The sequence below is a fragment of the Bradyrhizobium sp. MI1.11 genome (genome assembly GCF_055811255.1).
Genome location: NZ_JBVVPM010000003.1, coordinates 1 through 25,775 on the forward strand (window position 1 = coordinate 1; position 25,775 = coordinate 25,775).

Here is a 25,775-nt window from a genome sequence, read left to right on the forward strand (position 1 = left end):
CCCCAGGTCCGCCACCGCCTCCAGGTGCCCCGCCGCCAGAGGACCCCGACGCTGCAGAGGACGGGCGGTCGTTGTCGAGGAACGACTGGCCCCTGTCGTCGCCATGCGTTGCTCCGTTCTGTCCGCCTGAACGCGCGATGGCCGTCGAGGTCAGCGAGGTCGACAGCAGCAGCGTCATGACGGGGGGTGTCACGGCCGCGAATCTTCCGCAGGTTTTCAGGAACGCCCGCCGGTCGTCATCTTCATTGCCACTTTGGCTCACGATGCGCTCCCCTTGATTTAAATTTGCTTTATTCCTATTATATATTAAATAGACTTTCAACCAGAATTCTGTTTGAAAGATGGAGATTGCGAAGCGTGCGCCGCCAGCAGATTGCCAGCATTTCCATGGCCTCGGGCTTGCTCGCCCCGGAGCCGGGACCCCAATCTGGAGTGTCAAACTGATATTTAATATGCATATATCTGATTAGCTTGATTAAGGGCAGCGCACGACGGATGATTGCCATGCCACTGCAATTTCACCGGCCCATCGAAAACATGGAGATCTGGAGCGCGAGCGGCGATGGCTTCTCGTTTGTGATCAGCCTGGAGAGCCCTACCGGTCCAGGCTTTCACGGACGCTCCGGATACCTGGCGAGTTGGCGACCACTCTACGAGAACAATGGCGCGATCAAGATCAGCGGGTCGCCCTTCCGAACATTGGCTGAGGCCGAAGGAGCCTGCCGCAACATGGCCGAGCATCTGCGCGCCGCAACCGATGCTCACCGCCCAGCATGATGCGGTGTCCAGCTAACGCGTACCTTCCGGAAGGACATTGCTTCGCTTAACGTCCTCGTCGTTTCGAACCGCCGAATCCTGCTGTAGTAGGCCGGAAGAGGCGAGTTCACGTGCGGCCGCATGTTTCCCGTTTTGCGAAATTGCAAATGCCGCGAGAACTGTTCGATTGCTGATATCGAGCTTCTGGAAGATGTGGTGAAGGTGGACTTTGATCGTACCGTCGGTAATGTTCAGGAAACGCCCAATCTCCTTGTTCGACAGCCCCTCCGATACAAGTCTCATGATCTGCCGCTCCCGGTCGGTCAGCTGCGTCGGAGCCTTTTCCTCACCGGTGTGAGACTCCCCACGGACCTCGCCACCTGTGCACGGCGACCGCGATGCCGGTCCCTGGCGTTCCGCGACCTTCCTCAGGGTCGCGACCAGCATCTCCGGCTCAGCATCCCTCGTGAGGACGAGGCAGGCACGGCCCGCGGCCAGCGTCTGCAACCTTTGATCGCCGGCCTTTTCAGCGAAGAAAATGACCCGGGTGCCCTGGCCAGCGGTGTTTGCGATAGCCAGAATGTCCGGTCGACTGATACTGGGCATTGCAATATCGACCAGTGCAATATCGGGCACCAGAAGTCGGATGGCCCCAATGCAGCTTGCAGTATCGCCGCAGGCGGCCACGATCGCAAAATCGCGCTGCGCCGCAAGGACGCTGCTGATCCCCTGCAAGACGATCGGGTGCCGATCCGCGATGACGACTCTGATGCGGCGCATGCTTCCCCTGCCTATCCCTGATACCCCGCGCGGCAGTTTTTATTCCTGCATTCACCTCAAGACGCGCGGGAAGCACAACCAATCCGTTCTGCCAAAACGCCGCACTGTCGATTCGTCGCGGCGCGTATCGGCAACGCATGATGGCCACACCACTGTAACTCGCTTTGAGAATGCCTGCAGCACCGTAGGATTGCGGTCCTCCATGGAAAATCCGAAGCAGCCGATTCATCTACAAAACAGCGCCTTCTCAGCTGGCTATGATCTGCAAAACTCTCCCGCAGATCTGGCGGTCCAGTATGTGGCTGCCTTGTCAGGATTGGTTAACAGCCATCAAGCTCATCACCGACCACTTATTACGAACGATATATAGTCACATTCATGATTCAAATCTAACATTCGACAAACTTGACCGGAGCGAGGCGGCTGAAAAGCCTCGACCCATAACACGGAGGAGGCTCAAAAAGTAAGACTATTCATCCAACATCAATATGAGGAGTGGAAATTTTCTAACCATTAATCAGACGTCTCGAACGATAACGGCTGCTTCGGCAGGGGCACCGATGAAAACCTGGTCAGCAAAGTTCGGGCGACATTTTCGTTAACCCGGCAAACTTCAATCTGCGGTCACGGGTCATCGCTGGTAATGAGTAGGTGGTCACATGTATTCTTCGGCTGTTTTGCGGCAAACGCATGAATCTCTGATCGTTCAATTCACTGAATTGCAGAATTTACGTAGTCGTGTGTCGATGGCCGAGCAGCGCTTGCTCGGCCCGATGCGAAGGGTCCGCCGGCGGAGACCGGCTGGGAGGCGACCGGCCGGTCGAAGGCACAGGCCCGGCTGGTAGCCCCAAGAAGTACCGCACTGCACACTAGAGTTCTGTGGGCAGGCCGATCAGGCTTGCCCGACGGGGCTTCGACCTGATAAGCCCCCCTCCTATTTCAAATCGGAAGTAGTGGGGACGGCTTCCATGGGGAACGACGAGTGGGCATCCGCGGCCACAGCCGAGCTGTGGCGGCTTTACGATGAAGTGACGACTGTTCTTAGTCGGAGAATGATTGCGGAAAAAGCCAAGCTCGAAGAGCGGCTTCGCAGGATCGAGGGAACTTCCGGGGCCCCCAACGGCGAACGTGCGCGCCGCCCCTACCCGCCAGTGCTGCCGAAGTATCAAAATCCGAAAAACCCGTCCGAGACCTGGTCCGGTCGTGGCAAGCAACCCCGCTGGTTGAAGGCGCAGCTCCGAGCCGGCAAGAAGCTGGACGATTTGTTGATCAACCGTTCATCCAGCCGCAAGCGCCGCCGCACCGGTTGAGCCCCGCGACGGTCGCGACGCCGTAGACACCGCTATGGCGCGGCTGTCCACAGCAACATCTAGCGATCGCGATCCTCTTTATTGTTCGGACTGCCGTCACCGCCGCCGTTGCCGTAGCCATTGTTGCCGTGCACAATATGACCGCCTGAACTGGCTATCGCGGCTGAAGTAAGAGAGGTGGACAGCAACAGCGTCATGGCAGGAGGGGTGACGGCGGCAAATTTTCCGCAGCTCTTCAAGAACTCACGACGATCTTCGCCGTCGGTATCGAGATGGGTCATGGGGATCATCCTGCAACAGCCAGCCCTCAATTAAATGGTACGTCAAACTAGCGGAAGAGCAACTTAAATTTGTTAATGCAGTAATTTATTCCTCAGCTTGCCCGTTGATACTTGCCATTAAATCGGCGGCGACCGGAGTTGCGGCGAAAATGGAAACTTGGGCCGGCCGCGGATTGCATTTATTTCGACGTTGAGGGCTGCTGAAGGCGCGCAGGACAGCCAAACGCCTTGGCACCTGTAGGAATATCCCTGTTGACCAGTGAATTTGCACCTATGATCGCGCGGTCGCCGATCGTTACACCCATTTGGATCACGGAATTAGGGCCCACATATACTCCATTGCCGATCCAGGTGGGTGCGTAATCGATCGGGTCCCTGCCGAGCGAAATAGAACGATTTACGGTGTTATGTGTGTAGATCTGGACGCCAGCGGAGATGGAGCACCAGTCCCCTATCTGCAAATCTCCCCCCGAGCCATCCAGGATACATCCTGGTCCAATCCAGGTATTTCGTCCGACCTTGACAGACCCCAGAACGAGCACGTTGTCGTACATCGTGGTGCCCTCGCCGAACCCATACGCTGCGGCGTTATCGTCGCGCTCGGTGAGAAGGTCTCCGATCGGCACCCTCCGATCGAATTGCTTCCTCTTGCGAACTGCGAGAGCCCGCAAAAACTGGCGCGCAAATGCGAGCCATTGATCCACACGGTCATCGGACATTCTGGGATCTCGTAGCATCGGAAGCACCACTTGGTTTGAATTGCCAACTGCCTAACATCGGCAATCCTGACGTACGGCTAATTTGATAAGCGACTTTGGAATGCAATTACAACTTCCTCCCGATGCGCCGCGCCAAATGCAGGTATCGGAGGGCGATACTAGCTTCGGCACGACGTTCGTCGTCAGGCCGACATTATTTAAACCATTTCAATGGCCTACACTTCTTCGCTCCCGCCACACTTGCACAACCGCGACGAATGGACAGTGAGATCCGCTGTCCGCAGTTGACGCAGCCTTGGCATTTTGCCATGCGCGAACGCCCTTCCGTCCAGACCGGCGAACCTGCCTGTTCAATATCGAAGCCCCAAGGCCGGGGCTCGAAGCGTCGCCGCCGTGGCTGCGCCAAACCGGCCTCAGCTCTAACATCTCGGCGTTGGCAACGAACAAGACTACGTTGTAATCCTTCACGTTAATTGGGTTCGTTCTGCGCATTTCGAGCTCCCCTCCTGTTGCCGGAGCGCACAAACACCCGGGGCCGTGTGCCAATTCGCGCACGCGCGCATTGGCGCGAACCGATCGGCATGAAAACCGGTCCGGACGCCGATCACTGGGCCTGTTCCGCGTGACCAACCGCCTCGGCCGACTTGCGCGGTCTTGGCCCGCGTCCAGCGGGGCGGCATTGCACAGCCTCCTACCGGCTTGCGTCGGAGAGACGACGTCGCAGCAACCTGTCGCGCCGTGCCTGCGCACGCCGCAGATAGCGCTCGACCATTTTGAGGTCGTGAACAAGACCGACACAGGCGTCTCCTCGCCCTGACGCCACCGGGCCTGAAGCTGGATCAGAGCCGCACGCGGTTGCGCACAGTTGAGCCAGCAGTGCATTGGCCGCGACTCTCGATGGGCGGGTGCACCAAACCGGAGACGTATTCGAAAGCAAATTCGCGCTGCCCTGGAATTTCTCCGAGGACGCGGCGGCGGACAAGCATATGGCCCAACTGCAGCACAACATGTGGGTGGTCGCCGCCCGCGCCGCGGTGCTGTCGATCATCACCGGTGGTGGCCGATGGGTCGAAATCAGGATCCATGCCGATCCGCTTTATCAACATCTGCTGCTCATCGCCGAGTAGAAGTTCTGGCGCTGTGTGCAAAACGGTGAGGCGCCGCAGCTGTTTGGTATCGAGCCGCCGCGGCCGCGGCTGGCGGCGATCCGGGTGGTCGACATGAGCGGCTCAAACGCCTGGGCGGAATTGGGCGCGCTCTACCGCCAAACTCGCGGCGCGGCGCTCGAGCACGAGCGGGCAAAAACGGAGCTAAAGGCGCTGGTGCCGGAAGACGCCAAGGAGGCGAGCGGCCACGGCTTGCGCGCCAAGCGCTCCAAGGCCGGCGCAATCAGCTTCGAGGTGGTCGACGTCGCTTAAACCTGCCGCCGAGCTCAGCCACGGGGCGGGCAACTTGCCGAGCCTGAGCTCCCGGTTCAGAGGGTCTGCCGATGCAGCCGTCCTTTGACTTTGTCCATCTCGATCCCTTCTCTGATCCCCCGGAGCCGTACGAATCGGCATTCGAGCTGTTCGCTGAACTCTGGGCCAAACTGCGTGGCTTTGAGGCGCGCTGCGCGCAGGACCACGCCCTTGTCGCCCTGATCCGTGACCTGGAGCACCAGTTGATCGTCGCCGGACTCATCCTGGCGATCCAGCTGGACCTCCTGAAGGACCGATAACCTCGAGCAGTGGAGACAGCCAATGCAGCGCTGCAGCGTGACCATCAGCCAAATCGCCGGCGCGCTTGCGCGGGCGCAAAGTGAACTTGAAAATCCGGAAAAGGTATTGACCGCGACGATCGTATCACCGTTCCCGCGGGAGGAGAGCCGCACCTTCCGCTATGCCTCGCTCGCCAGCGGGCTTCAGATCGTGCGCAAGTGCCTCACCAAGCACGAGATCGCGACCGTGCAGGCCACCGCGATCGATGTCGACACCGGACTGATCAGGCTCACGACCACCCTGCTCCACGCCTCGGGCGAATGGATTGCCTCCGACTGGCCGGTGTGCCCGGTCGCCGACACCGCCGCCCCGCACCGGATGGGCGCCGCCCTGACCTATGCCCGGCGCTATGCGTTGTTCACGCTGGTCGGCATTGCCGGCGAAGACGATCTGGACGCCCCCGATGCGTCAGCCGGCCCGCCCGCTGCGGCGTCGCAACCAACCGTTGGCGCCATAGCCAAGCCCGCCAAGGGCGTGCTCAACCGCGCGCCGGTGCTGGGGCCGCCAAGGTCCGCCGAGCTCCGCGAGCAGCTGTTGCGCCGGCTCGCAGAGCTGTCTGGCAGCACTGACCTGCTTGCCTGGGCCAAGGCCAGCCTTCCTCTCAAGAACAGCCTGCTGGAGGCGGACGCCCGCTTGGTCGAGGCCGCCTATCAGAGCAAGCTCGAGGACGCCATCCCTCCCGCAGCCAGCAGGGTCGAACAAGTGCACGCCTTGGATCGCGAGCCAAGCCTGGCAGAAGAACCGCTGCCGGCAGCAGATGCGGGCACCGAGACCGCGCCGCAGCCGGCCCTGCCAGCGGCGCCCGAAACGAGGCTCGCTCATCCCAAAGAGCCTTCCCGCAAGCGCAGCAAGGCCCACCTGCTGTTCGTCCGCAAGCAGCCCTGCCTCGTCTGCCAGCGAGCCCCATGCGATGCCCACCATCTGAAATTCGCCCAACCTAAGGCGCTCGGCCGCAAGGTCAGTGACGAGTTCACCGTCCCCCTGTGTCGCGCCCATCACCAGGAGCTGCACCGGCATGGCAACGAACGGGCCTGGTGGGCCAATATGCAGATCGCGCCGCTGCCGGTGGCGCAGGACTTGTGGGTGGCGAGCCCAGTCCACAGCCCGTCCAGTGCCGCCGTCCTGAGCGCGGCCGTGCCCTCACGCACCGGGGAGGAGGCCTCACCGCTACGAACGGGGCCTTCCAACGGCGCGCCCGCGCTGCCGGCAGAGTTCAGTCGCCGAACTCTCCTGGGAGATTCAGCGCTACCGCGTACTGCGCCATAAGCTTCTTGAGACTTATAGCCAAAAGGCGATTGAGGCCACGCTCCGCCGCATCGGCATGGTCGTGATCGCCTCGGAGTTCGAAGACAAGGCCGTGTACTACACGCTGCAAAACGCGCTGAGCTGGCGGATCGATCCAATCGCTACGTTCGAGATCAACGCGCGTCTTGCGTCCTATGGATTCGACGCGACGCCATCAACACGGAAGTCTACGCGCAGGCGCGCGAGCTCTTGGTCCTGTTCGACGGCTTACTCAATGCCGCGCAGACAAAAGCGCATGTTGCTGCTCCACGAGATCCGGAAACTCGTAAGCGGGCCCATGCGTCGGGGCGCGTCGCCATGCCGCTCACGGAGCGCTTGAAGTCGGGCACAATTAGCTCCGGCTTGTGGCCATCGAATAGGCCGTCACACGATCAAGACAATCCATCTTGCCGCAACGTACGGCCGATTTTCTGTGTCCACCCGCGCACACATCCACACATCTTGCGTTAGAGTCCACGATGGCAGAGGCGGATTTGTTCTGGACCAAAGATCTTCTCGTTAACGACTAAACGTTGGGGCGAATATCGGACACAGCTCACAGGCATGGCAAAATTACAAAGCCGGCACAACGTGCTCCGTCAAAGCGTACGTAGATAACTGAGGATGGCTCGGCGTTCTGTCGCGCTGACATCACCGGGGAAATCCATTCTCGTTCCAGGACAGAAGACGCTTGGTGCTTTGAGGAACTCGTTAAGGCGCTCTTCGGTCCATGTGCCCCCTACCCGGCGCAAACTTGATGAATAATCCGGATAGCTCGTGACCGACGCGACTTGACGACCAACAATGCCGAGCAAATCTGGTCCGATCCGATTGCCACTCATCAAGTTCGGCTGATGGCAGCCGCTACACTTCTCCGCGAAAAGAGTTTCACCCGTGGCACCTTCCTTGGGACGAAGGGAGATCAATTTCTGTTCATCCGTCCATAGCAAGAGACTGCCATCATTGCCCTCGATGAGGTCGCGGATGCGACTCCCGATCGCGATCGGCTCGAGGTATTTGACCTGACCGTCCCGCACACGCGCTCGAAACAGCGACGCCGCCTTGAGTGTGGCGATCAGGAGATCACCTTGCCACTGCGCAAACAATCCGCGCTCCACCCCGATCAAATTAGAAACTGCGATCGAAGGGACCCAAGCGAACACTGGAGCTTCATAGCCCTTCTGCTCCGCATCAGGTTTATTCAGCGGCCACGAGAACGAACCATAGTCTGTTCCATAGGTCGCAAATGGCCAACCATAATTGGCGCCCCGGACCAGCTGATTGAGTTCGTCGCCGCCCTGCGGGCCATGCTCGGTCGACCAAATCGTTCCAGACCGATCGATATAGAGGCCTTCCGCATTTCGGTGACCAATCGTAAAAATTTGAGTGTTTCCATCCGTAATGTTAATGGCCAGTGTTTTGCCGTATGAGGCTGCCGGGTCCTGTGCATAGGCGTGAACCGAGGCAGCCCCGTCGAAGCCAAAATCACCGACGGTCAACAGCAGCGTTTCCGGATTTAGGAGAGCCATCCGGCCCCCACCAAAATAACCGACAAAAGGAATCCCGCGGCGGCGGTGTTCGCCGCGCGTTGGCAGGCAAGGTGAGGTCTCATATAGAGTTCTCCATCCGGAGACAGATTCGCCGCGAAGTAATGCCGCGCGGTTCGCCTCAAGGACGGAGATGCGTTCGGTCCAACATTCCTGACCAACATGCCAGTAAGCGTGCGAGACGAAAATGCGTGTACTGGCGCCGACCTCCTGAACCAGCAGGTCATACGTTCGGAACCACTCAGGATTAAGAATCTCCTGTCCGGCCTCTCTGCTCTGGGTCTCTCGAGGCACCCAGTCGGAGCGGTCTGCCCATGGACGGCCTGCAGCCGCGGAAAACGCCTCGCCGTTGATCGGTACCAGATACGGCAGCGTGAGGACGGTCATGTGGTCGACCGCTTCCCAGGAGAAGACATGGAGATGGCCGTCTCCGCTCACGAGAAGATAACGATCGCCGATCCGGGCCAGTGCGCCGCCGCGCACCGCAGATTTTGGAAACGCGTTCGAATAAGTGTGAACGTCCAAATTGTAGAACTCAGTCTTGATCGAGGTATTAGTGTGCACCGCTACATCGGGTGTAAGCCGCAATGCGAACAACCCCGCGGCCGCCGCTGCCAGTAGGCCGCCAAGCGCCAGAGCTTGGTGCAGCGCCGCAGTTCCTACGAAGTACGGGGCGGGGACGAGCACCAGGGCAGACGTGAAAATCCCGAGGGTGATGGCGCGGGAATAATCGGTTCTGGTGAGGACAAACCCCAAGAAGACCACACCAAAAATCGCCATTGTGGACGCGATTGTCCCACCCAATCCCCGCCCCGGTGATGAGGGCCTAATCAAGAGAGTACATGCGGCGCTTAGGACGAAAGACGCCATAAGACAGCCAAATGGAAGCGACTGGGCAGGAGGAAGCCGCCAAAATGCCATCCCGTAGGTCAGTACTGGAAATAGCAAAAGCAGCACGACACACATGGCATACCACACCACCGGATAGTGCCATTGTCCGCGCCGATGAGGTTTTCCTTTGGATCGCGTTTGATTGAGAAAGTCGAAGTGTGGACTCACATCCTTTTCCGACGGTGGAATCAGCCACACCCTTCGCAATCCCTCAGTCTCCACCTCAGTGGATCCCCGGAACTCCATTTGATTCTCCCTAACGCTTTAACTCGTACAAGCGTGCCGCGCCGCAATCTAATTTCATTAATTTCGAGCTCATGCCCCTAGCCGCCCAACCACGGCCCACAGCCTGTCCCTGCCGGGGCTCTGGACCCGGACCCAGCGATAGGGCGTCCGCCACCACGGCTTGATCTGCGGGGTGAGATTGTCGAGAACCACATCGCCGCTCCTGGTACGCACGAGAAGCACCAAATGGTGCTCTCCGGAGCCGACCACGACTTCGCTCAATATTAGGACCCGCGCCGGCCAGCCCCGCTGAAGCAGCTCGTGGCGCTTGCTGACTGCGTAATCATTGCAATCGCCGCCAGCGGGATTGATGATCCAGGTCTCGCCAGCGAGTCCGAGCTCGTTGCGAACCGGCGCTATCGCCGAATTGACCGTGCGATTGATTTCCCTCAGGTCCGCCCATCGCTTCTCAATCAACCGCACCGGCCCGCCGCGGAAGAAGCGCCGCGGGCGACAGTCGGTCTCATAGCGCTGGCAAAACACCGTGTAGCTCAAGGGCGGAAGCGTCGGGCGCCCCAGCTCGATATGTGCAAGAGCCGCCTGCGGAGCCGTCGGCATGGTCAACAGCGCCGCTCGCCCGCACGGAGCGCCTCCTATAATGACAGCTATGGCTGCCGCGACGACTGGCCCGGAGGTTCGTTGCATCTGCCGATCCCGCTGCGAACGCCAAGCTGAGGCCCGGATTCATCGCCCAGCGCGGCGGCCCCGGCCGCGGGGACGATCATCTCTCATATTATAATATTTAATCCTATTTAGATTTAATTCGACCTGCAAGAATAAATCACAATTAAATTGATGCAAAAGTCGCTTGCAAGGAGTCGTCGCGCCAGCGGCCCTGCCGAGGGAGAGACGGGAAGAATGAATGGAGCGGGAGGTTGATCGGCACGGGTGTCCCGGTGGAAAGGCCCGTCAAGCGCCGCACGGAACGTGCTTCGCGCATCCAGGGTTCAGGCAACAATTTAGCGCCCCACCATGATTTGTTGATTTATTCATCCACCGAGGTCGTCAAACGGTGCTTCCTCGAGCAGGACAGTTTCATATGCCAGGTGAGCTACTTCATATGCCAGGTGAGCTACTCGTCATCCCTGGGGGCTGAGGCTTCAATACTTGTCTTCGTCGCGGCGATGACCCTGTACGTCAGGCGAATGGACGTCTGGGCGACGGTCGTTCGAGCGGTCCGTAGCCTTGTCCACGGACAACAGGCATCCGCTGCGGTCGATCCGTCCAAAGCCGCGCGATCTATTGCAGTTGATCAGGAGGTGGGTCGATCTCACCGCGCTCGCCCCACCAAATCTCTTGCGACGACCAGACATTACCAGAACGCCGCGGTCGAGCCTTCAAACCAGACCGCAGGCTCCGTCCTGGCTTGTGACGCGCACTCGTCGGCCAGCCACGTCCGCTGTGGATGCTTCCAGCCGCCCAGCCGTGCCTTCGTTCAGAGGCTAATCGCAACGCTGGCGCCCACGGATAGGGCGCCAGCCCGAATTCGCGCAGTCGAGCGGTGCTATCTTCCCGCGAAGAGTCAGCGCTCCTTGAATGCGCGCTCCGCCTGATCGTGCAGCGGCTTGAGCAGGTAGGATAGTGCTGTGCGACCTGCCGTCTTGATGAAAACCTCGACCGGCATGCCGGGCAACAGCTTGCCCGACCCGAGTTTCGCCAGCTCTTCCGGCTTCAGCAGGACGCGACCCGTGTAGTAGCTCGTGCCGGCACGCTGGTCCTGGGTGATGTCTGCCGAGACCATGCTGACCTCTCCGTCGATTTCGGGCGTGGTCTTCTGGTTGAACGCCGCGAAGCGCATTGTCGCGGTCTGCCCCATATAGACCTGGTCGATATCGCGCGGTGCGATCTTGACCTCAACCGCAAGCGAGTCCGCATCGGGCACGATCAGCATGATCTGCTCGCCGGGAGAGATCACACCTCCGACCGTGTGGACGCTCAGCTCGTGGACGCGACCGGTTTGCGGTGCCCTGATATCGATCCGATTCAATTGATCGACCGCCGCAGTCTTGCGCTCGCTCAGTTCGGAGAGCTTCGATCGCGTTTCGATCAGATCCTTGCCCACTTCCGTCCGCAGGTCCTGGTCGATCTGAATGATCTGGAGTCCGATTTCGGCGATCTTGCCCTTCGACTGCGCAATCATTCCTGCCAGCTGGCTGCGCTCGCCTTCGAGGCGAGCGGAATCACGCTCGAGGGAATTGAGCCGCGTGATCGGCACCAGATTTTTCTGCCAGAGACTGCGCACGCCCTCCAGCTCCTGCCGGATAAATTCGACTTCCTTCTGCTTAGCCTCGGTCTGCCCCGTGAGGCCTTTGATCTCGTTTTCCAGCTGCGCGCTTTTCTCCTGCAACTGCGCTTTTTGGCCGCTCCGCGCCTGACGACGCAGCTCGAACAGCTTTCGCTCCGCAGTAATCGCACGGCTCGCCTCGGAGTTGCTCTCCTTGGCCCGGTCGAGCAGCACCTTGGGAAAGACGGCCTGTTCGGCGCCATCGCGCTCGGCCTCCAGACGAGCCTGTCGCGCGAACAGTTCATCGAGGCTGTTCGTGACGATGGTGGCATTCGCGAGCGTCTGCGTCTCGTCGAGGCGGATCAAAATATCCCCTGCATTAACCCGCGCGCCCTCCCGCACGCGCAACTCTCCCACGATCCCACCAGTAGAGTGCTGAACCTTCTTGACGCTCGAATCCACCACGACCACGCCTTGGGCGATCACCGCGCCCGACAATTGGGTCGTTGTCGCCCAACCGCCGACCCCAAAGGTTACCAAACCAAACATGATCATACCCACGATCATGTAACGCTGGATGGATTGCATCGCCGGTGTCACCTGGCCAGTCATCGGCCGCCTCCTTGAGCTTCCGCGACCACCTTGAGCGGTGTGGGATTTCGCAACACTCTCTTGAGGACCTCCTCTCTTTTGCCGAAGGACTGCACCCTGCCTTCCCCGAGGCACAAGACATGGTCCACACCTTCCAACGCCTTCGGACGATGCGCAACAACGGCGACAATTCCGCCTCGACGGCGCACGTTCAAGATCGCCTCGGTCAAGGCGTCCTCGCCCTCGGCATCGAGATTGGAAGAGGGTTCATCAAGTACGACCAGGAACGGCTTGCCGTAAAAGGCGCGCGCGAGCCCGATACGCTGCCGCTGCCCTGCCGACAGCGCTAACCCTCCTTCGCCGATCTTCGTGCCGTAGCCGTCTGAAAGCGACAGGATGAGATCGTGCGCGCCCGCGGCATGCGAAGCTTCCAGAACTGCGGCGGCCGTTGCCTGCGGATCGAACCGCGCAATGTTCATTGCAATGCTGCCGTCGAACAATTCGACGTCCTGAGGCAGATAACCGATGTGCTTGCCGAGCGCGTCCGAAGACCAGTGATCGAGCGAAGCGTTGTCGAGCCGGATCCTGCCTCGAATGCACGGCCACACTCCCACCAGCGCGCGTGCCAACGTCGATTTGCCGGAGCCGCTCGGACCGATAATTCCAACGGCTTGCCCGCTCCGCAGCTGGAACGACACTTCACTGAGGGTGGGCCTCTCCGAGTTCGGGGCGCCAATATAGAGGTGCTCGGCGGTCAGAGTTTCAACGGGCGCAGGCAATGCCAACCGCTCCTCCTCGCTAGGCAGAAGCTTCAGCAGGCGATCGAGCCTTTGCCCCGATTGCCGCGCGGCGACAAAGCCTTTCCAGTTCGCGATGGCCATTTCGACGGGCGCCAGTGCCCGCGCGGTGAGGATCGAACCGGCAATGATGATGCCGGCCGTGGATTCCTGATTGATAACGAGGACGGCGCCGACGGCAAGAACCAGCGATTGCAAGATCGCCCGGAAGAGCTTGGAAGCGCCACCGAGTCCGTTTGCGACATCGCTTGCCTGCTCATGGGCCGCGAGGTACTTCGCATTGACATCCCGCCAACGTAAGCCCGCCTGTTGCCGCATGCCCATGGCCTGCAGGACCTCGGCATTTCGCCGCCCTTCGAGCGCCAGCGCGGTCCGCGAGACGGCGAGACGCGAGGATGCCTTTGCCGGCCCTCGCGTACGTGTTTCCGTGAGCATCGTAATGCCCACCAGCACCAGCGCGCCGGCGAGCGCAGTGACGCCAATCCAGAAGTGAAAGAGGAAGCAGACGCCGAGGTAAATCGGCATCCAGGGCAGATCGAAGAGCGCCGTCGGCCCTCCGCTCGACAGGAAGCTGCGGACCTGATCGAGATCCCGCACCGGCTGCAAGCCATCGCCATCCGCTCTGGTCTTCAAAGGCAGGCGAACAAGCGCGTCGAATATACGAATGCTCAGCCTTTCATCGAAATACCGGCCGACCCGGGAGCTGATCCTGCTCCTGACGAGATCGAGCCCGCCCTGGAACAGGTAAAGAACCGTGGCCAGAACCATCAAGGCGATTAGCGTCGGTATGCTGCGCCCGGGCAGCACCCGATCATAGACTTGCAGCATGAAGAACGAGCCGGTGAGCATAAGCAGATTGCTCATGCCGCTGAAGGCGGCGAGAGCCCAGAAAATCCGGCGGCAAGACCGCAGGAAAGCCGACATCTCTGAATGCGGCTCGTCATAGTCCGCCGCTGGCCGGGATCGACCAGCGAATATCCGTTGCCGCAGGGCCTCGACCGGGCGCTTCGCCCAGCCGATCAATCGCGGCGTCCGCAGTTCGGCGTCATCCGCCCACTGTCGTCCAGCCGCCCAGAGCGCTGATATGTGAAGAAGTGCAATCCGAATGAGATTCGCGGGCGGGGGGAAGCCCCCCCGCCGTCCAAAGTCAATCATGGTAGCCGCCCTTGAACCATGCCTTTGTCGGAAGATCCGCAAGAGATCCCCAAGGCAGTTGTTGAGTACTACGCGGTGTGGACGCCCGCACCTTACGCGAAGTGGAAGTCCTGGCTGGTCAACGAACCAACCTTCATGTTCTTCAGCGTGAGCGTATCGCCCCCCGTCGCGATGACGACGTCCTGACCCGATTGGGTCGCATGGGAAAGAACACTCGCAAAGCTGTCGAACACGCTCTTGCTGAACTGGATCGTGTCGTGAGCAGGTCCGCTGGCAGTGAAGTCCTTGATGACATCGTTGCCGAAATTCGCAGCAAACGAGAACGTGTCGGCCTTGGTGGTGCCAACGAAGGCGTCATTTCCTGACGTGCTCGTCTGTACGTTGCTGCTCGTCGAGCTCGAAGTCGCAGCGAGGGAAGTGGTGCTCGTGGACGACGCAGCAACGCTCGACGTACCGACCTGCCCATCGCCGTTGAGATCCTGATGGAAGCTCGTCTCGAGCGATTTAAGGCCGGTGTTCGTACCCGACACGGTGCCGCCCGACGTGGAGCCGGTCAGGCTGCTTACGTGGGAAACGTAGTTGCCGTTGTTGTCGGTGTTCCACGCCGTGTACTGGCCGGTGCTCGCTTCCTTCCAGACGACCTGATAGCCCGTCGCCACCTTTTCCGCAGCAATGGGAGCCCAGGTGCCATCTGACCCATCAACGAAATCCAGGCCGTGATACTTCAGCGAGGGGCCTGTCCCCGTGCTGCTGTTGAGGTAGTATTTGTCGCCACTCTCAACGAGACGTGTTGCACCAGCCGACTCGATTACCGTGCCAGCAGTTGGCGTTGGCGACGTCGGTGTGGTCGAACTGGTAGCACCGATCTGCCCGTCACCGTTCAGATCCTGGTGGAAGGTCGTCTCGAGCGACTTAAGGCCCGAGTTCGTCCCCGACACCGAGCCGCCCGACGTGGAGCCGGTCAGGCTGCTGACATGGGAGACGTAGTTGCCGTTGCTGTCGGTGTTCCACGCCGTGTACTGACCCGTGCTCGCCTCTTTCCAGACAACCTCATAGCCCGTGGCAGTCTTCTCGGCACCAATCGGCGCCCAGGTGCCATCTGACCCGTCGACAAAATCCACGCCGTGAGACTTCAGGGACGGGCCCGTCCCGGTGCTGCTGTTGAGGTAGTATTTGTCACCACTCTCCACGAGACGTGTCGCACCGGCCGACTCGATCACCGTGCCAGCAGTTGGCGATGTCGGCGTGGTGGGGGACGTCGGTGTAGTGGGGGATGTCGAGGTACCGGTGCTGGCCGTTACCACGGTGGACGCCACACTGGTATTACCCGCCACGTCCATTGCCTTCGCGGTGAGGCTGTGCGAACCGGCCGCAAGGGCGGCGGTGGTATAGGCCCACACGCCGCTGCTGTTGGTCGTTGCGGTCCCGATCTGGGTCGTGCCGTCGAACACCTTTACGACGCTGCTCGCTTCGGCATTGCCCGACATCACCGCCTGATTGGCGCTGTTCACCGTATGACTGGCAATGGTCGGCGCGGTCGGCGCTTTGGTGTCGACGGTGACTGCCAGCGCAGACGATGCCGCGCTGGTCTGCCCCGACGAGTTGGTCGCCGTTGCGGTGAGCGTATGCTTGGCGTCAGTCAGGACATTTGTGATGTAGTCCCAATTGCCGCTCGAGTTCGCAGTCGTCGAACCGATTTGGGTCGCACCGTCGTAGATTTTGACGGTACTGCCGGCAGCAGCGGCACCCTTGAGCTCGATGGTATTGTCGTTGGTGATCTTGTCCCCTGCGGTGCCGCTATCGGTCGAGAACGACGCGATATTGGGCGCACCCGGTGCGGTCGGCGTCGTCGGCGCGGTGGGCGCGGTCGACCCTTCGACAGGTAGAGGGGGCGCGATGAGATCACCCGGGACGAGTTGACCATTCACGATAGTAGCGGAGCGTACATTGTCCCACTCCGTGATGTGGATCTTCGCATTGACCTGCTGAAAGAGAAAGTCGTCGCCGCTAAATGGGCCTACAAAATACACGTCCTTGAGGGCTACGTAGCAATCGTCCGCATCCGCCGCAATACGAAGGCCAAACGGGCCACCCTCGAACACGACGTTATTGAAAGTGAACGTTCCGCTGTAACCGTCTGCAACCCACACACCAGCGGTTGCGTTAGCATCGTGCGAGACGATCGTCGAATTTGTGATCGTCAAACTTCCGGTGGCGCCGGGGGAATAGGCCTGAATACCGTCGGCGTGATCGCCCGATATTCCCGTAGTTTCAATGTAGGAGTTGTTGATTTTTATATCCCCGCCCCCCGCAATGCGCACACCTTCCCTTGAATTAATTCGAACCTCGTCGAGGGTGAACGAGCCGCTGCCCATGACTGACGCAACAGACCCGGTGTCGGTAATGCTCGTGTTCGAAAGCGTTGCGCCATTTTGCAGAGTGACTGCCTGCGAAGTGTTATTGCCGCTAAACATCGGGTCATTCCAGCTCAGAGGAATGGCTGCCATTCAATTTTCTCCTGATAACTTCGATTGGTTGTCGGTGGCACGCGCCCAATTTAACTTTCCCCGAGCGACGATACCCCAAGTGCGACTCTGCTAGCGCAGCGCCGTTGGGTTCGTCTTCACGACGGGCGGAGGCTTTTTTGCGACGACACGACGGCCCACCCAAGGTAATTCCCAGCCAACCTAGCCAAATTCTCACCGCCCAGGAATTCAATACGTCCGGGATTCTTTAATTAACTCAAGGATCAACTCGGCTTCAACAGTTACGCCAAGAATATCAAACTATACCTAGGAATACTGGGCCGCCCGAGCCCTCCCGTCGCGAGATGATTGCTCGACAGGACCTTCTTCGCCATTTGAACCGACGATCTGCCGCTCGACAAAACCCTATTGGAGGCCAACCCGACCCGAGAACGAATTAATAATATTGCGACGATAATCCCATCGAACCAGACAAAATATAATCGACGAGCCAAACGCGATTTTCAATATTGCCGAGTAGTCAACTCGCCGAACGCCACCGGCCGGCAGGGCAAAATCCGGTGGGACCTCGGCGGGATCGTCGCCCCGATCAACCGAGCTCTTGCGCGCCGGGCATCGCATCAGGCCGCCCTGTCTTGCCTTTTGCGCCGTCCAGCAAACCCAAGAAAGCAACTCTCGCGGCCGGCACGGAACCTTTGAGCATATATCGCGCTGCGAACAACAGTCCGATTCCGAAATGGCAGATCCAGCGCCATCCGGCGAAGCGCCGCGCATAGAGAATTCCGTTACGGGCAGACAGATAAATCGAGAGATGCGAGCGTTTCTCGGGAGCAACGGCAGATCCGATGGTCGTTCCGCCAATGTGGCGAATGATGGCTTTGCTCGCGAAGCCGATGCGGTGCTTTCCGCGCCGCCGTCCCCAATCGAGATCTTCCATGTAAAGGAAATAGTCCTCAGCCATGAGACCGACGTCTTCGACGAACGCTCGCGTTGCCAGAACACACGCTCCACTTACCGCATCGATCCGGCCAAGATCTTCGACGGAGGGGGCACTACCAATCGGCGCATTTCTTCCTACGGCAACAACGCGGCCTGTCGTTCGAGACCAATGCAGTCCGTAGTTGATGATCTTCTCGGGGGCATTGTGAAAGACCAGGCTTCCGCCCACCATGCCGAATCCCTCGGCAGACTTGGCAATCAATTCGGACAGACCGCGGCTATCCACTTCGGTATCGGGGTTCAGGACAAGCACTGAACTCCAGCCGGGAACACCGCGCAACGGCTCGAGCCACGCATTTACGCCGCCTCCGTAACCGAGGTTCTCAATTGCGAGCCCAACTCGGACAGTATTCGTGCGATCCTGAAATCGGCATTTTGCCACTGCGACCAATCGCTTCTGTGGCCGGTCAAGAGTATCCTCATCCGAAGCTCTTTGCAACGTTCGGTCCGGTCCCGCGAGCGCAGCCAGCAATTTCCGGTAGGCTGCCTCCCCGCCATTTTCGCAAATGAAGACGTCGAAATGATCCCAATCCGAACGAGCAAGCGACTTCAAGCAACGATCGACATCGGCAGCATTGCAGTATGAGACGATTATGATGGCAAGCTTGGAGCTAAAGGTCGACATGGCTCTACCGCATTTTCATTTTCTGTCGATGCTGACGGGCGACCATTGCCCACTTGGCGGCTTGCACATGCTCGAACGCGGCTTCCGAGCAAGCGCCCGTCCCAGAATAGATGCTGAGACCCACAACGTGCAATCGGGCAAGAGAGCGGCCCCGCCCTGCAGAAAGAAAAGCGATCTGCTCACGCGCCTGCCTGCTGTTGATCGCCACCAGCCCTGAGACGCAGGACTCCTGTGGATCACAACCAAGAACATCGGCCCGACGCTCCGGTAAATAGGCGCCGGCGCCACGGCAATTGATGAAGTCAAATAGAAAAGTGTCGCCCCGACAAGTTTGACAAACTCATTATTCATGCTTTGATTTTCTATCAAAAAATGCGAAAGTACGATCAATTGAAGATTGATGCAGTTATGCACACACGTCAAATGGGAAACAGCCTCGAATAACAGCCATCTTCCCGGAGCATCAATGAATCGCAGCTTCTGCTCTGGTTCGATCGAAAGCCGCGTTCAATGCAGGTCCATTGCTTCGGAGAAATGCGTCTGGTTACCTGCCTCGCTACCCCTGAGACGTAGGACCGGTGAGGGTTTTTAAAATGACGATACCGCGAGTTCCCCACGTTGCAACGCCAAGGCGCGCTAAGCAATTGGCCACATATTCATGGGCCCATGGAGAACCGCAATTCTCGAACAGACACCTGTTGCGGTGAATTCTGGTTCTGACATGGGCGCGCCCCGCTTCACCATAATCCCGCTTCACCTAATAATGTCCTCTACTAGCGTTCGTCGGGCTGAGTACGCGCAATGTCATCCAAGGGAACGATGTCAAGAAACTCAACAGCATTCCAATCCCAAGCGCGCCAGTACAGCGCCGCGGATGTGGAACTGATAGACGACTACCTGAACAAGTCCGAGCAAGAGCAGATATATGAGTTCTTGCAAGGCCCGGGCTGGGTCTACGGCGCGCGTTCACATATGGGCAACGACGCTAGCCGTTACTGGTTCAAGCACTTTGCCGGGTTCTGGGAAGTACCGACTGCAGGGCTTGAGCGACATGCGCAGACCGAGAATGAACTGAGCCAATATCCACTGGTTGAGGCCATGTGGCAGAAAGTGCGCGGCTCGTCGCGGCTGGTGCGCTGCTATGCCAACGGTTATCCATTCGGTGCCGAAGGCGGCGTGCACAAGGATTCGATGTCGGCCGATCACCATACGCTGCTGTATTACCCACATCTGCATTGGAACCCGGACTGGGCTGGCGAGACGCTGTTCTTCAATGAAGGCGGGGATGATCTGCTGTGCGCAGTATACCCCAAGCCGAATCGACTTGTGAGATTTCCCGGTCCTATCCCACACGTGGCTCGAGGCATCTCGCGCCTATGCCCGCTCTTGCGCATCACGCTGATGTTCAAAGTCTCAGCGGCGAACTAGCCCATCATTGCAAAAGAGTTGGGTCGCCCATCAGCGACTCCGTGAGTACCGCTCGGCTCCAAGATCAACTCGTTCCCAGAGCGTCGGAATTGACGCACCTCCATGATACCCAGATCAGGCTCTCGATAGCAGCCCGTTTATGAGCTATTCTGTGATAGCGCGCGGCATGCCCCGCAAGCAGCCTGCATGGGGCGTTCCTCACCAACGGAGATTCTTCCCGAAGCGTTGCGCTGGTTCGGATGGGCAGAGATTCGGGAGAAGTTCGCTTTAGGAGAGCTTCTATGCGTTACTTTATTACCTTGACCCTCTTGCCAGTAGGGGCCGTTATTGTCCAGCCGACCGTTTCCTCGACCCAAATTGAAACTGCGAATTTGACGTGCCTTGATCCCGGGGGCGCATTATTCTCGAGCGCCCCCCAGGCTAGTGGCGTGCAGGAGCCCTGCAGAAGCGGCGCCTTAGCGGCGCCAGGCAAAGAGTTCGAGATTCACCCCGGCAGCTATCGCGCCACAGCAACGGGTCGCGGAACGATCGTTCCTGCCGCGATGCCCGATCCGATGCCTGAGCCGGCGGAGAACTCGGCCGGCGTTCCGTTAAGCTTCAATGATCCGGTCTATGCGAACGTCGCGAGCGGCACGAGTCGTATCGCACTGTCGCCGGAATCGTCCGTAACCGACTTGTCAATCGTTGAGAACTCGGGGGAGCCGACGATCACCTGCGGTGGCTCCTGTAGCCTCACGCGGGTTCGCATTCAATCGCGAGAAGGAGTTCGGTGCATCAGCGGCGACATCAAGCTGACTTGGGTCTATATCGCGGCTACTGGGGTCGGCGGCGATCACGCCGATGGTTTGCAGTGCTACTCCCCCGGCTCCACTGGCACGGTCACAATCAAGAACTCGACATTCAAGCTGGCCGGAGCCACGACTGCGGGTTACTGGTCGGCCGATAACTGGCGAGGCTCACACGTCTTCGAGAACGTACTGTTCGAGGGGGGCAATCACGGACTCCGTATCCCGGCAGACGGAGGGTCCTCGGTGAGCCTAAAGAATGTCTATTTCGTGCGTGGCTCCTTCCGCTATGGCGCTTTCCTGTTCGATGCGGTCAGCGGACGACGCATCAACATCGCGCAATGGGAGAACGTACGCTGGGCGAGCTGGCAGGGAGATAAACTTGTCCTCGGACAGCTCATCCCGCGGCCATAGGCGCCGTTCTGGCGGAGCTTCGATCTCTTTCCCTACGAGGCCGGCCACACACACCGGCCTCTTCTTGTTGACGGAGCATCCCCTGGATTGCGGCCGCCGAAGCGCTCGTCACGTTTTCCCCGTGAGCGGATGTTGATGCGTAGTTACGCGACCACGCCACCTGGCAGGCGGTCGGTTGCTACGCGCTTCCGTAGCTCCGCACGAGCCACGCTGCAAAAGCAAGGGGGCGGGAGAGCCCCAATTGCGCGGCTCAAACATCCACATGCCGCTGCCGAGCAGAAACACCAACAGCACGTAAGGAGCATCCCATAAGTGAACCGTACAACTGGCGAGGGCCAGCCCGCAAAGGGTAACGACAAGTCCCTTTCGGCACTGCGCTACGTCGAACGAGAGGTTTTTTAGCCGTCCCAGACCGAGGCAAACCGATAGAAGGCCTCCGGCGATGAACAAGAAGCCGGGAACACCGTAGCGCACGGCAGTAACCAACCAGAAATTATCCATGCTGCCGCCCAGCCACTCGGGACGTTCCCAATCCTTAAAGCCGATTCCAAATATCGGGTGCTGCATTACTGATTGCATCCCGAAATGCCAGATGTGCACGCGCATATAGGAGTTATCTGCGTTGAAAGTCAGATACGAAATAAAGACGGTGAAAGGGCTACGATTGGAGTTCAAATCCACAAGAAAATAGGCAGCAGTCACCACTGTGGCCAATATTCCCCAACGTCGCGCTACGCTTGCTGTGACCTTATCCCAACCAATCAGGATGGACTGGACGACGACCGATAGGAGAGCACCGGCAGAAAGTGAGGAGAATACCGCCATTGTCACAAAACCCGTGACGAGCCGCCCTCCCCGGCGGGCGCGCGAACCAAACACATAAAAGCTCAAGGCGAAGACACTCGAACAAACGACCCCAAATAGAATAAAATGTTCGAACGGGCCCTGGGCTCTTCTGAGTCCAAACCTTGGTTCACTCCCAGCGACATTGTAAACGGAAAATACCTTGCCGAACAATTGAATCAAGATCGGCGAGCCCGTGACATTCTCGTAAACAGCGAATGGCAGAAGACATAGGACCATGAGCACCAGAGAGCTCACCATACGCTGGAACGCAAAAACATCTCGAATGTAGCGTCTCGCAAAAAGGAATGTCCCGAAGGTCTCTATGACGAATATGCCCGCTGATTGCAGACCTTGCTCGATGCCGTGTACGCCCACCAATATGGCCGCGCCCCATGTCGCCGCCAGAAGCATCAAGATGTCGGGCAGCCGTATTCGCCCGCCCGATCCAGATAACCACGCGATCAAACACGGAATGAAAGTCGCCACCAGGACCAGCCGGTAGGGCGACAAGCGTGTCGGGCCGATGTAGAAATGCATCGGCATAGCCAAGGCGAAAACGAAGATCGGAATGAGCAAGGAGACCTTGGGGTTCCGGCCCAGCCGCACCGCCCCGGCTCCGCCAACCGCGAAATCCAGCGGGCCTACGACCTCACGCGACCCACCTGTTGCAAGGCTTATCATGATCGTCCATCCGCAAAGTGGCGGCGTGGCCCACCATGGCACCACCGCATTTAATTCCATTATTAATAGACCGCACCGGGGAGAACAAGGGGCGCCGTCGATTTAAATCAGTTCAATCAAGCCAACCAGCCACATGGAAAGGCGAACGTGCGGGCCGGCCGCAAGAGCTTCTGCTTCCCTTGGAAAATAAGCTCAAACGGCGCTTACTGCCGTCGCTGGCCGCGGCCACCCGACCTTCGGCATAGCGACCAGATTGGCCCACCAACAATATTTAAATCCGCCTCTCATTATGATTTGCTATTCGCTTTATATTTAAATATATATATAGCAATTAATATATCGTCAACGAATTGAAGTTCTCGAGAGAGCCATGGACACGTATGTTGATCGTCGTTCCCGTTCCGCATGGGACAGCCTCACCTTAGAGAAGAAAGAAGCGACGAGCCTGGACAGCACAAGCAAGTTCAGGATTTGCGTCTTCGGAATCGGCTATGTCGGCACCGTTTCTGCAGCCTGTCTCGCGCGAGACGGCCACGACGTGCTTGCAGTCGATGTCAATCAAAATAAGGTCGATCGTCTGAACCTAGGGCTGCCGCCCATAGTCGAGCCGCGGCTTGCCGAACGTATCCGTTCCACTGTCCGTGCCGGTCGCCTGAAGGCAACCACACATTGTCTGGACGCCGCCTCATCGACGGACATTTCACTGGTCTGCGTCGGAACACCTTCGCGGGACAATGGCTCTCTGGAGACATCATTTGTCAGCCGGGTGGCGCAGCAGATTGGAGAAAGTCTCCGAAATGCGACAAACTTTCATTGCGTGGTAATGCGCTCAACCCTTCTGCCAGGCACGATGGAGAATATCGTCGTGCCCATCCTGGAGCAGACGTCCGGCAAACGAGCGGGTCAAGATTTCGGGGTCGCTTATCTTCCCGAATTCTTGCGAGAAGGAACGGCTATCGCCGACTACGATGATCCAGGAACGATTGTTATTGGCGTAGACAACGACCCGTTGACGCTCCAGCGACTTCTGGACCTTCACGCAAAATTTTCGGCAACTCCTCGCATTCTATCAATTCGCGGTGCTGAGGCGGTCAAATATGCAAACAATGCCTGGCATGCGACGAAAATCAGCTTCGCAAATGAGATCGGGTTGCTCTGCAAGGCGATGGGCGTCGACAGCCACCAAGTCATGAACGTCCTGGTCGCCGACAAGAAGCTGAATATCTCGCCAGCGTACCTCAAGCCAGGGTTTGCATTTGGCGGATCCTGCCTGCCGAAGGACGTGAGCGCCTTGCGCCACGCCGCAAGAGATGCCGATATTGACACGCCGTTGCTCGATGCCGTGATGCAAGCGAATGAGAACCAGATTCGAAGTGCCTTCCAACTTGTTGCGGCGACCGGGAAACGGCGTATTGGGCTCGTCGGATTGAGCTTCAAGCCAGACACCGACGATCTGCGTTACAGTCCGATGCTCGAAGTTGCTGAAAGATTGATCGGCCGCGGTTATCAGCTCGCGATCTATGATTCGAACATTCGCCTGTCCCGACTCACGGGGGTCAACAGGGAGCACCTGACGAGTCGCCTGCCGCACATTGCCTGTCTTCTTCGAGAGAAAATGAGCGACCTCGCCTCCTTTGCCGAGGTTATCGTTGTGGGAAACCGCAAGGAGTTTCTAAAGAACTCATCGATGTTGAAGGGCCACGACAAAATAATCATCGATCTCGTGCGCATCACGCCGGAAAAGGAGACCGGAAGTGATTATCGTGGCATATGTTGGTAGGTCGCGGGGACGACCATCATGACCTTGACATCGATAGTTGACGTCACGCGCCACATGCACCGGCGACGAATTTTGATCATTGTGGAAAATCTCCCCGTTCCATTCGATCGCCGGGTCTGGGCGGAGGCGCAATCATTGCACAGAGCCGGCTATGAGGTGACAGTGATCTGTCCCCGCGGTCCGTTCGCAGAAGCTGCGTACGAATCGATTGACGGCATCGAAGTTTACCGCCATCCGCTGCCAATCGAAGCCCGGGGCAAGATTGGCTACCTCGCTGAATACAGCAGCGCGCTATGGTGGGAGTTCGCCTATTCGCTCAAGGTATTGTGGTCGCGGGGTTTCGACGTGATTCACGCCTGTAATCCGCCAGATCTCATTTTTCTTGTCGGCGCGTTCTACAAGTACTTGTTCGGCAAGAAGTTCGTATTTGACCATCACGATCTCAATCCCGAGCTTTTCGAGGCGAAATTCGGACATCGCGGACTGCTTTGGAAGGCCCTTGTCTTTCTCGAGCGAATGACTTTCAGTGTGGCTGACATATCGATCGCTACCAACCGATCATACGCCGACGTCGCCATCCAACGCGGACGGATGAAGCCCGACCGGGTGTTTGTTGTCCGCTCCGGCCCCAACCTCGCGCGCGTGCGTGAGCTCGCTCCCGACCACACGTGGCGCAATGGCCGGTCACATCTGGTTGCCTATGTCGGTGTGATCGGGGAGCAGGAAGGCATTGACCTTCTGCTCGAGGCGGTTCGACACATCACCTCTGCACGCCGTCGCACCGATATCCAATTCGTCATTATGGGCGCAGGACCGAGCCTTGAGGAGCTCAAACAGACCTCTGCCCGAATGCAACTTTCGGACTTTGTCACCTTCACCGGCAGGATCGACGACACGACGCTTTTCAAGGTACTCTCTACCGCAGATGTCTGCGTCAATCCCGATCGGCCCAACGCAATGAACGACATGTCGACCATGAACAAGATCATGGAGTACATGGCGCTTGGCAAGCCGATCGTGCAGTTCGATCTGGCCGAGGGACGAGTGTCCGCCCTGTCCGCTTCTCTCTATGCGCGTAACACCGACACGACTGATTTTGGTGACAAGATCCTTGAACTCATTGATGACCCCTCTCGTCGCCGCGATATGGGCCTGTACGGACAAAAGCGTGTCCACGACGAACTATCGTGGGAGCATGAAGAACCTAAATTGATGGCGGCTTACGAAGCTGTTTTCAACGGAGCCTCTCCGGCGCGAAACGATCACAGTTCGGCGCCCCATCCTCGGCAGGCTAAATGATCTCGTATTTCCAGGTTTGAATTCGGTCGGCCCCTCGTCAAAACGCCAAAAGCGC

20 protein-coding genes and 1 pseudogene are annotated in these 25,775 nt (G+C 58.7%); 10 read left to right on the forward strand and 11 right to left on the reverse strand.

Annotated features, from left to right (window positions below):
• On the reverse strand, positions 1-262 hold a 262-nt coding region (locus tag AC0L30_RS03605), incomplete at its 3' end, for a hypothetical protein (protein WP_473403770.1).
• Positions 263-495: 233 nt separating this feature from the next.
• On the opposite strand from AC0L30_RS03605, the gene AC0L30_RS03610 reads away from it, so the two are divergent.
• On the forward strand, positions 496-777 hold the full coding sequence (locus tag AC0L30_RS03610; RefSeq protein ID WP_085348337.1) for a hypothetical protein: 282 nt from the start codon (positions 496-498) through the stop codon (positions 775-777).
• 12 nt (positions 778-789) lie between these two features.
• On the opposite strand, the gene AC0L30_RS03615 is transcribed toward AC0L30_RS03610, so the two are convergent.
• The gene (locus AC0L30_RS03615; protein ID WP_354128789.1) at positions 790-1,536 is read right to left on the reverse strand and encodes a response regulator transcription factor; all 747 of its coding nucleotides are present in this window, start codon (positions 1,534-1,536) and stop codon (positions 790-792) included.
• Here AC0L30_RS03615 and AC0L30_RS03620 point away from each other — a divergent pair.
• Together AC0L30_RS03620 and AC0L30_RS03625 are read left to right on the forward strand one after the other, a co-directional pair.
• Entirely contained in the window at positions 1,526-1,906 is a 381-nt protein-coding gene (locus tag AC0L30_RS03620) for a hypothetical protein (protein ID WP_473403771.1), read from the forward strand. The genes AC0L30_RS03615 and AC0L30_RS03620 overlap by 11 nt on opposite strands.
• A gap of 598 nt (positions 1,907-2,504) precedes the next feature.
• On the forward strand, positions 2,505-2,846 hold the full coding sequence (locus AC0L30_RS03625; protein WP_007592797.1) for an H-NS histone family protein: 342 nt from the start codon (positions 2,505-2,507) through the stop codon (positions 2,844-2,846).
• A gap of 59 nt (positions 2,847-2,905) precedes the next feature.
• On the opposite strand, the gene AC0L30_RS03630 is transcribed toward AC0L30_RS03625, so the two are convergent.
• On the reverse strand, positions 2,906-3,136 hold the full coding sequence (locus AC0L30_RS03630) for a hypothetical protein (protein WP_051058403.1): 231 nt from the start codon (positions 3,134-3,136) through the stop codon (positions 2,906-2,908).
• 170 nt (positions 3,137-3,306) lie between these two features.
• Positions 3,307-3,846, reverse strand: coding sequence for an acyltransferase (locus AC0L30_RS03635; RefSeq protein ID WP_354128790.1), 540 nt, complete (start codon positions 3,844-3,846; stop codon positions 3,307-3,309).
• Positions 3,847-4,727: 881 nt separating this feature from the next.
• On the opposite strand from AC0L30_RS03635, the pseudogene AC0L30_RS03640 reads away from it, so the two are divergent.
• From AC0L30_RS03640 to AC0L30_RS03650, 3 genes and pseudogenes are all read left to right on the forward strand, one after another.
• Positions 4,728-5,264 (forward strand): annotated as a pseudogene (locus AC0L30_RS03640) (YqaJ viral recombinase family protein); the annotation flags it as partial.
• 71 nt (positions 5,265-5,335) lie between these two features.
• Positions 5,336-5,563: a hypothetical protein gene (locus AC0L30_RS03645; RefSeq protein ID WP_354128791.1), complete on the forward strand. Its 228-nt coding sequence runs from the start codon at positions 5,336-5,338 to the stop codon at positions 5,561-5,563.
• A 22-nt stretch (positions 5,564-5,585) separates the two neighbouring features.
• Entirely contained in the window at positions 5,586-6,869 is a 1,284-nt protein-coding gene (locus AC0L30_RS03650; RefSeq protein WP_473403772.1) for an ERF family protein, read from the forward strand.
• Positions 6,870-7,486: 617 nt separating this feature from the next.
• Here the strand turns inward: AC0L30_RS03650 and AC0L30_RS03655 are convergent.
• The 6 genes from AC0L30_RS03655 to AC0L30_RS03680 all read right to left on the reverse strand — a co-directional run bounded on the left by AC0L30_RS03655 (position 7,487) and on the right by AC0L30_RS03680 (position 18,487).
• Positions 7,487-9,214, reverse strand: a complete 1,728-nt coding sequence (locus AC0L30_RS03655) for a PQQ-dependent sugar dehydrogenase (protein WP_473403773.1) — start codon at positions 9,212-9,214, stop codon at positions 7,487-7,489.
• 426 nt (positions 9,215-9,640) lie between these two features.
• A complete protein-coding gene (locus AC0L30_RS03660) occupies positions 9,641-10,168 on the reverse strand; it encodes a transglutaminase-like cysteine peptidase (protein WP_473403912.1) in 528 nt (175 codons plus the stop codon).
• Between the two features lie 964 nt (positions 10,169-11,132).
• Positions 11,133-12,446 (reverse strand): HlyD family type I secretion periplasmic adaptor subunit, encoded by a 1,314-nt coding sequence (locus AC0L30_RS03665; RefSeq protein WP_473403774.1) that lies wholly within the window; start codon positions 12,444-12,446, stop codon positions 11,133-11,135.
• A complete protein-coding gene (locus AC0L30_RS03670; protein WP_473403913.1) occupies positions 12,443-14,146 on the reverse strand; it encodes a type I secretion system permease/ATPase in 1,704 nt (567 codons plus the stop codon). The genes AC0L30_RS03665 and AC0L30_RS03670 overlap by 4 nt, the downstream gene beginning before the upstream one ends.
• 323 nt (positions 14,147-14,469) lie before the next feature.
• Positions 14,470-16,884, reverse strand: coding sequence for an Ig-like domain-containing protein (locus AC0L30_RS03675; RefSeq protein ID WP_473403775.1), 2,415 nt, complete (start codon positions 16,882-16,884; stop codon positions 14,470-14,472).
• Positions 16,885-17,452: 568 nt separating this feature from the next.
• Positions 17,453-18,487 carry a glycosyltransferase family protein gene (locus AC0L30_RS03680; protein ID WP_473403776.1) on the reverse strand — a complete coding sequence of 345 codons (1,035 nt, stop codon included), beginning with the start codon at positions 18,485-18,487 and terminating at the stop codon, positions 17,453-17,455.
• Between the two features lie 801 nt (positions 18,488-19,288).
• Between AC0L30_RS03680 and AC0L30_RS03685 the strand changes: the two genes are divergently transcribed.
• Both AC0L30_RS03685 and AC0L30_RS03690 read left to right on the forward strand, forming a co-directional pair.
• Positions 19,289-19,915, forward strand: coding sequence for a hypothetical protein (locus tag AC0L30_RS03685; protein WP_473403777.1), 627 nt, complete (start codon positions 19,289-19,291; stop codon positions 19,913-19,915).
• Positions 19,916-20,196: 281 nt separating this feature from the next.
• Complete coding sequence (locus tag AC0L30_RS03690; protein ID WP_473403778.1) at positions 20,197-21,114, forward strand: hypothetical protein; 918 nt, start codon at positions 20,197-20,199, stop codon at positions 21,112-21,114.
• Positions 21,115-21,222: 108 nt separating this feature from the next.
• On the opposite strand, the gene AC0L30_RS03695 is transcribed toward AC0L30_RS03690, so the two are convergent.
• A complete protein-coding gene (locus tag AC0L30_RS03695; RefSeq protein ID WP_473403779.1) occupies positions 21,223-22,641 on the reverse strand; it encodes an O-antigen ligase family protein in 1,419 nt (472 codons plus the stop codon).
• 370 nt (positions 22,642-23,011) lie between these two features.
• On the opposite strand from AC0L30_RS03695, the gene AC0L30_RS03700 reads away from it, so the two are divergent.
• Entirely contained in the window at positions 23,012-24,421 is a 1,410-nt protein-coding gene (locus AC0L30_RS03700) for a nucleotide sugar dehydrogenase (protein ID WP_473403780.1), read from the forward strand.
• Between the two features lie 18 nt (positions 24,422-24,439).
• The gene (locus AC0L30_RS03705; protein WP_473403781.1) at positions 24,440-25,720 is read left to right on the forward strand and encodes a glycosyltransferase family 4 protein; all 1,281 of its coding nucleotides are present in this window, start codon (positions 24,440-24,442) and stop codon (positions 25,718-25,720) included.
• The last annotated feature ends 55 nt before the right edge of the window (positions 25,721-25,775 follow it).

Coding starts and splice junctions, on each gene's coding strand:
- AC0L30_RS03615 (WP_354128789.1), bottom strand. CDS start 1,536: ATGCGCCGCATCAGAGTCGTCATCGCGGATCGGCACCCGATCGTCTTG.
- AC0L30_RS03610 (WP_085348337.1), top strand. CDS start 496: ATGATTGCCATGCCACTGCAATTTCACCGGCCCATCGAAAACATGGAG.
- AC0L30_RS03645 (WP_354128791.1), top strand. CDS start 5,336: ATGCAGCCGTCCTTTGACTTTGTCCATCTCGATCCCTTCTCTGATCCC.
- AC0L30_RS03665 (WP_473403774.1), bottom strand. CDS start 12,446: ATGACTGGCCAGGTGACACCGGCGATGCAATCCATCCAGCGTTACATG.
- AC0L30_RS03660 (WP_473403912.1), bottom strand. CDS start 10,168: ATGCCGACGGCTCCGCAGGCGGCTCTTGCACATATCGAGCTGGGGCGC.
- AC0L30_RS03675 (WP_473403775.1), bottom strand. CDS start 16,884: ATGGCAGCCATTCCTCTGAGCTGGAATGACCCGATGTTTAGCGGCAAT.
- AC0L30_RS03670 (WP_473403913.1), bottom strand. CDS start 14,146: ATGTCGGCTTTCCTGCGGTCTTGCCGCCGGATTTTCTGGGCTCTCGCC.
- AC0L30_RS03685 (WP_473403777.1), top strand. CDS start 19,289: ATGTCATCCAAGGGAACGATGTCAAGAAACTCAACAGCATTCCAATCC.
- AC0L30_RS03700 (WP_473403780.1), top strand. CDS start 23,012: ATGGACACGTATGTTGATCGTCGTTCCCGTTCCGCATGGGACAGCCTC.
- AC0L30_RS03695 (WP_473403779.1), bottom strand. CDS start 22,641: ATGATAAGCCTTGCAACAGGTGGGTCGCGTGAGGTCGTAGGCCCGCTG.
- AC0L30_RS03625 (WP_007592797.1), top strand. CDS start 2,505: ATGGGGAACGACGAGTGGGCATCCGCGGCCACAGCCGAGCTGTGGCGG.
- AC0L30_RS03655 (WP_473403773.1), bottom strand. CDS start 9,214: ATGGCGATTTTTGGTGTGGTCTTCTTGGGGTTTGTCCTCACCAGAACC.
- AC0L30_RS03650 (WP_473403772.1), top strand. CDS start 5,586: ATGCAGCGCTGCAGCGTGACCATCAGCCAAATCGCCGGCGCGCTTGCG.
- AC0L30_RS03620 (WP_473403771.1), top strand. CDS start 1,526: ATGCGGCGCATGCTTCCCCTGCCTATCCCTGATACCCCGCGCGGCAGT.
- AC0L30_RS03635 (WP_354128790.1), bottom strand. CDS start 3,846: ATGTCCGATGACCGTGTGGATCAATGGCTCGCATTTGCGCGCCAGTTT.
- AC0L30_RS03680 (WP_473403776.1), bottom strand. CDS start 18,487: ATGTCGACCTTTAGCTCCAAGCTTGCCATCATAATCGTCTCATACTGC.
- AC0L30_RS03705 (WP_473403781.1), top strand. CDS start 24,440: ATGACCTTGACATCGATAGTTGACGTCACGCGCCACATGCACCGGCGA.
- AC0L30_RS03630 (WP_051058403.1), bottom strand. CDS start 3,136: ATGATCCCCATGACCCATCTCGATACCGACGGCGAAGATCGTCGTGAG.
- AC0L30_RS03690 (WP_473403778.1), top strand. CDS start 20,197: ATGCGTTACTTTATTACCTTGACCCTCTTGCCAGTAGGGGCCGTTATT.